Here is a 227-nt window from a genome sequence, read left to right on the forward strand (position 1 = left end):
GGCGGACGGGTGAGTAACACGTGGGTAACCTGCCTCAAAGAGGGGAATAGCCTCCCGAAAGGGAGATTAATACCGCATAATATGTTTTGATCGCATGATCGAAACATCAAAGGATTTTTCTTTTAGAGAATTCCACTTTGAGATGGACCCGCGGCGCATTAGCTAGTTGGTGAGGTAACGGCCCACCAAGGCAACGATGCGTAGCCGACCTGAGAGGGTGATCGGCC

At 51.1% G+C, this 227-nt stretch carries 1 rRNA gene; it reads left to right on the top strand.

Annotated features, from left to right (window positions below):
- Positions 1-227: ribosomal RNA gene (locus Ctaglu_RS24895) — 16S ribosomal RNA — on the top strand; the annotation flags it as partial.

Origin of the sequence: Clostridium tagluense (assembly GCF_003865095.1) — a bacterium.
Taxonomy (GTDB): domain Bacteria; phylum Bacillota; class Clostridia; order Clostridiales; family Clostridiaceae; genus Clostridium_AD; species Clostridium_AD tagluense.